This window comes from Bartonella sp. AP7XZML (assembly GCF_042195745.1).
Lineage (GTDB): Bacteria > Pseudomonadota > Alphaproteobacteria > Rhizobiales > Rhizobiaceae > Bartonella.
In genome coordinates, this window is record NZ_JBHIOT010000047.1 from 1 (window position 1) to 4889 (window position 4889).

General features: G+C 35.3%; 6 protein-coding genes and 1 pseudogene. 5 read left to right on the forward strand and 2 right to left on the reverse strand.

Going from position 1 to position 4889, the window contains the following annotated elements; all coding sequences use genetic code 11:
- Nucleotides 1-357: 357 nt before the first annotated feature.
- Nucleotides 358-690: a hypothetical protein gene (locus tag ACFILT_RS03540; RefSeq protein WP_038473488.1), complete on the reverse strand. Its 333-nt coding sequence runs from the start codon at nt 688-690 to the stop codon at nt 358-360.
- A gap of 106 nt (nt 691-796) precedes the next feature.
- Here ACFILT_RS03540 and ACFILT_RS03545 point away from each other — a divergent pair, with 106 nt between their 5' ends.
- On the forward strand, nt 797-1114 hold the full coding sequence (locus ACFILT_RS03545) for a hypothetical protein (RefSeq protein WP_375677170.1): 318 nt from the start codon (nt 797-799) through the stop codon (nt 1112-1114).
- 583 nt (nt 1115-1697) lie between these two features.
- Here the strand turns inward: ACFILT_RS03545 and ACFILT_RS03550 are convergent.
- Complete coding sequence (locus ACFILT_RS03550) at nt 1698-2390, reverse strand: hypothetical protein (protein ID WP_208431284.1); 693 nt, start codon at nt 2388-2390, stop codon at nt 1698-1700.
- 75 nt (nt 2391-2465) lie between these two features.
- Between ACFILT_RS03550 and ACFILT_RS03555 the strand changes: the two genes are divergently transcribed.
- The 4 genes and pseudogenes from ACFILT_RS03555 to ACFILT_RS03570 all read left to right on the forward strand — a co-directional run.
- Complete coding sequence (locus ACFILT_RS03555; protein ID WP_375679592.1) at nt 2466-2999, forward strand: crossover junction endodeoxyribonuclease RuvC; 534 nt, start codon at nt 2466-2468, stop codon at nt 2997-2999.
- Entirely contained in the window at nt 2989-3342 is a 354-nt protein-coding gene (locus tag ACFILT_RS03560) for a DUF1376 domain-containing protein (RefSeq protein WP_375668454.1), read from the forward strand. Before ACFILT_RS03555 ends, ACFILT_RS03560 begins: the two co-directional genes overlap by 11 nt.
- On the forward strand, nt 3332-4465 hold the full coding sequence (locus tag ACFILT_RS03565) for a hypothetical protein (protein ID WP_375679593.1): 1134 nt from the start codon (nt 3332-3334) through the stop codon (nt 4463-4465). Before ACFILT_RS03560 ends, ACFILT_RS03565 begins: the two co-directional genes overlap by 11 nt.
- Before the next feature lie 219 nt (nt 4466-4684).
- Nucleotides 4685-4889: pseudogene (locus tag ACFILT_RS03570) on the forward strand (hypothetical protein); the annotation flags it as partial.

A 4889-nucleotide genomic window follows, 5' to 3' on the forward strand; every position in this document is an offset into this window, starting at 1 on the left:
GGTTTGGTCGATAAATTTGATTATGTCCTTTTCTTCTAAGAAAGGACCAGATTTAGCGAGATTTTGTTCTTCATTTTCGCAGATGACTAAGAGAATTTCATCAGAATTTATAAACACTGGTTTTTTCACAAATGCCTCCATACAGCCTATTGGCAAAAGTTATTTTCTAAGATATGGAGTGAACATATTTTCGTTTTACGGTAATGTCAATATAAAAAATACCGTATTACGAAAATTATTTTATGAATATTTTATTTAGATTAGTGTATTTTTTATAGATATTTGGAGATTTTATGAAAGGCTATAAGATTGCAAAAAGAAAATTTTCACAATTATCAAATGAAGAAAAAATAGCAACTATCGCTTTTTTGATTCGATTAAAGTATGAAGAAACGCTAAAGTTGCCCTCCGTTCTTCTTCATTGCAAGACGAATATAGATCATAAAAATCTTGATCTATTTTGCTTAAAGCCGGATACGGAGGATACTCCTTAAAGAAACTGTGTAGATTTACTAGCTCTTCTGCAGTGATATCACGGTAGGCTTTAGAGTCAGAGTCATCAATCGATAATAAGCGTGTAATAGATGATGGACTCAATCCTAAATGTTGCCCTAAAGCCTTACGGCTTCCATGCCCCATTTCATTTAATTTTTCATTAATCCACACTTTTATTAACTTTTGAAAATCCATTTTATTTTTCTCTCTTAAAATTATTAAATAATCAATGTTGCGTATTACGAAAATTTTGTTTATATTTGCGTAATACGTAAATATATGACAGAAAATTTTGGATTACATGATTACTCCAGCAGTTACGATTATAAAGTATTTAGGCGGTGCAAAACGCGTGTCGTTGATTTCTCAATGCCATGTATCTGCTGTTTATAAATGGACTTATCCTTTTGAAAAGCGAGAGGGTAAAGGCGGCATTATACCAGCTAAATACCAAATTATGCTTTTAAATTATGCGCGAGATCATGGGATAGATTTGCGCCCCGAAGATTTTTTTTATCCCGAGCGCTTGCAGAGACTAATGCAAGAGCAACACGCCCCAATGTCGAAAATTTGCAAGAGCCACGTTGTTGAACAGACGGTCGATAGATTGCAGCATTAAGGAGATCAAAATGAGTTTAAATGAAATTTTATGGATAGAAGTGGTTTCAGTTTTGCTCTTAAGCGGAGTGATGTTTTGTATTGCATTGCATTATCGCGCGCAGGTTAAGGCACTTAAAGAGCAGGTTCAAGATATTAAGAAAAAAATGAAAGAGAATGAGTTTAGGTATTTAATGGAAAGCAAGCAGACAATTGATGAATGTGATGCGGATCTTGAAGAACGTGACAAGGAAATTAAAGAACTGAAGCAAGAGATTGAAGAACGTGACGAGAAAATTAAACAACTGAAACAAAAGACTGAAGAGCATGAAAAGGCGTTCAGAAATGTAAGTGAAGTTGTAATGACACTCGAAGCAGATGTGCAATNCGCGTGATGAAGCAGTAAAAGCACCGCTTCATAAGAATAAGAAGAGTAAGAAGAAGGGTAAGTGAGGAGAGAAAGATGAGTTTAGTAGCAACAGTTCTTTCTATAACTACCAATCTATATTTGCTTTATGAGGTTTATCACTATTTTAAACAGGCAGGAGAGCTTAGGGATGAGATAATTAAACAAAAAAGAATAATATGGGATCTAGAGGATAAACTTAGGAAGAATGAGGGGATAAGAAATAGGTCCAAAAAGAAGCTTTAATTGTTTTTTGAGGATTACTTGAGGAAGTATGTTCCATAATAAAAAGCGGAGTATCTGATTTATTCAATTTTGAGGAACAAATGAAAAATTCTAATTTAATTTCTTGTCCACCGATTATATTATTAAAGGAATTAAGATCATTTTGTAAGGTTTGTTCTGTTTCGAGTTTTATTAGGTCTATATGTTTCGGAGATGTGGGGTTGATAGTTATTTGGCCATTTCCGCTAATAAATGTACCGTTGCTATAAACTATTTTATCAAATTCGAATTGGCATTTTTTCTCTATCCATATGTGATTTATTTTAATCATTCTTTCTGTAGGATTTTTAATGTATAATATGACACTAAATTTATTAGGATCATGTTTGTCTGGAGTAGGACTATGTACATTGAACTGTAGCGGTGGTCCTAAGTCCAGTTCTTCTTTTGTTTTTAGTAAAAAATTGACATGTTTTTCTGATGATGTGGCTTGCTTTTGCAATGATTTATTTTGCTCTTCTAGATGGTTAAACTGTTTTTCTACATTGCATAAATCTTCTCTTCGAGTCTTTTCTGCTTTTTTGAGATCTACGTATCTTAAAAACAACGATAGTATTAGGGAAAAGATACTAATAATTATAGCTATAACATCTTTATCTATTTGCATACTTCTTACACCCTTCTTTCCTTCATTTTCGGAAAAAAACACTTCTATAAAACACGTTATGTATGGAGTGGCGTGGTGAATAACACGATTCTTTGTTTTGATCTAGGTACCAAAACGGGGTGGGCGATATGTGGTGCAAGTGGTGACATGTTCAGTGGTACCGTGAATTTTCAATCGCGCCGTTTTGAAGGCGGTGGAATGCGTTACTTGCGTTTTAAACAATGGCTTAATGAAATAAAGCAGACAGCAGGTCAAATTGACGCGGTGTATTTTGAAGAGGTGAGGCGTCATAAAGGTACAGATGCAGCGCATGTTTACGGTGGTTTGTTAGCAACGTTAACGGCGTGGTGTGAACAGCATCAGATACCGTATGAGGGGATACCAGTAAGTACAATTAAGAAAGCGACGACAGGCANGCATCAGATACCGTATGAGGGGATACCAGTAAGTACAATTAAGAAAGCGACGACAGGCAAGGGGAATGCGTCGAAAGAAGAGATGATTAAGGCGGTGCGTGCAAAAGGGCACAATCCGAAAGATGATAACGAAGCAGATGCTTTAGCAATTTTATATTTAGTTAAAGAAAGGGAATTGGGGTATGTCCATTAAATTACCATGGACGAGGCTTTTTGCATACAAATGGCTTCTTACTCTTGGTTGTTTGTCGCCGACCGAGAAATGTATCTATGTCATGTTGCGACTTCTAATGCTCCATACTGGTGAGCCTATTTTAAAGGACTTAAGGGTATTAGCTTTTTGGGTTGGTTATCCAGTAGAAGAGTTTGAAACAGCTTTGAATTCCTTGATTGAAGGTGGATTCATCATACGTTTAGACAATGGTGGGTTGTGGAATTCAGAAGTTGGAAAAGAACTCAACAGTCTCAGTGAAGAAGAGCTAGATAATTTCACTTGCAATAATAATAAAGAAAGGGAGGTGAAGTATGTCAACTAAGTTGCCATGGACGAGGCTTTTTGCAGACCAGTGGGCAATTGTTGTTGATTATTTGCCTGCTGTAGAGGGAAATATCTATATGCGATTACGGTTACGTATGTTGCGTACTGGTGAACCTCTTTTTTATAATATTAAAGTTTTATCTCATTACACTGGTTATTCAGTGAAGAAGTTTGAAGCGGCACTGAATGTTTTGCTTGAAGAAGGATATCTCATTCGTTTAGCAGATGGTCGCTTGTGGAATTTAGATGTTGAGGAAGAACTCAATAACTCTAATGAGAATTTAGATAAAGCTTCGGAAAAGGCTTCAAAAGCAGCAAAAGCTAGATGGGATAAAAACAAAGATAAAAGTAATGATGATGCACGTGCAATGCATGAGCAATGCACAAGCAATGCATACGCAATGCACGAGCAATGCTTGGAAATGCACAATAACATTAACAATAACAATAACAAAAAAAATAAAAATATTATTTTATCAAAAAGAGAAATTGATTTTGAAAATTTAGAAACAAACGATTTGGTTGACGAGCCAATCGAGTGTGATGATGTTCAATCAGAACAAATCAAAACGATAGAAACCAAACAACCAATCATTCGCGAGCAAAATACCAACACTTCAAACAAAGCTAATAACCGATGGCAAATTAACGAAGCGATGATTGCGAAATTGCCTTCACGAAAAGTTAAAAAGGTTGGAAAACAACTTTCAGAAATCGTTGATAAGATAATGCCTGCTTATTTTCCAGAGAAAGCAAACTTTTTTGAAGGAACAAAGAAAATAAGGGAAAAACAAGAAGTTGAAAGAATACTAGAAGATTTCAAACCCGATTTTCAATACGCAACTGAACAAGGATTAACGCATGATGAAGCCTTATCAGAATTTGAAAAATTTGTACGCTTTTCAAAAACCAATCCATGTCACAATGCAAATGAACGCGATTGGCAAAGCGCTTGGGATAATTGGATTACGCATCCAGAATATGGATTGGTAATTAAGAAACACAAAAAATCAGAAGTGAAAAAACTATATGAAAGCGCATGTTATAAACCACCGTCAAACAATTTCGCAAATAACCTTTCAGAAAGCTTCAATCAACTTGCAACAGCGATCTACGCTTAAAGACACTTATGGATCCGAAAAAACAGCAAAGTAGTGAAGTTTGCTGATGATTTTGAGAATAGATATGCGTTTAAATTGACAGAAAGGCACCGTACAGAGCGATTTAAAGATTTTGTGATAAAAACCACATTGAAATTAAAAACGCTTCTGTACAGTCCATTTTGAGGCAAATAAACCCATTGGTAAAGTTATGGATTTAGATAGGGGATATTAAACCAAATGTTTTTAAAAAAACGTAAACAGCCTATGCAAAAAAAGTTTGTTGCAACAGCGGTTGGATATACACCATGGGGATTAGGGGTAGCAGAGTATTTTTACAATCTCTATGAATACGAAGATGGATCAAGAGAATATGAAGAATTTGACGGTGGTCAGTATCATGAGATGCCTGAGAAAGTTGATTACAGTACCAAGGCGCAAGTGA

Excerpts from the sequence above, each read along its gene's own strand:
- ACFILT_RS03545 (WP_375677170.1), top strand. The coding sequence starts at position 797 with ATGATTACTCCAGCAGTTACGATTATAAAGTATTTAGGCGGTGCAAAA.
- ACFILT_RS03550 (WP_208431284.1), bottom strand. The coding sequence starts at position 2,390 with ATGCAAATAGATAAAGATGTTATAGCTATAATTATTAGTATCTTTTCC.
- ACFILT_RS03560 (WP_375668454.1), top strand. The coding sequence starts at position 2,989 with ATGTCCATTAAATTACCATGGACGAGGCTTTTTGCATACAAATGGCTT.
- ACFILT_RS03565 (WP_375679593.1), top strand. The coding sequence starts at position 3,332 with ATGTCAACTAAGTTGCCATGGACGAGGCTTTTTGCAGACCAGTGGGCA.
- ACFILT_RS03540 (WP_038473488.1), bottom strand. The coding sequence starts at position 690 with ATGGATTTTCAAAAGTTAATAAAAGTGTGGATTAATGAAAAATTAAAT.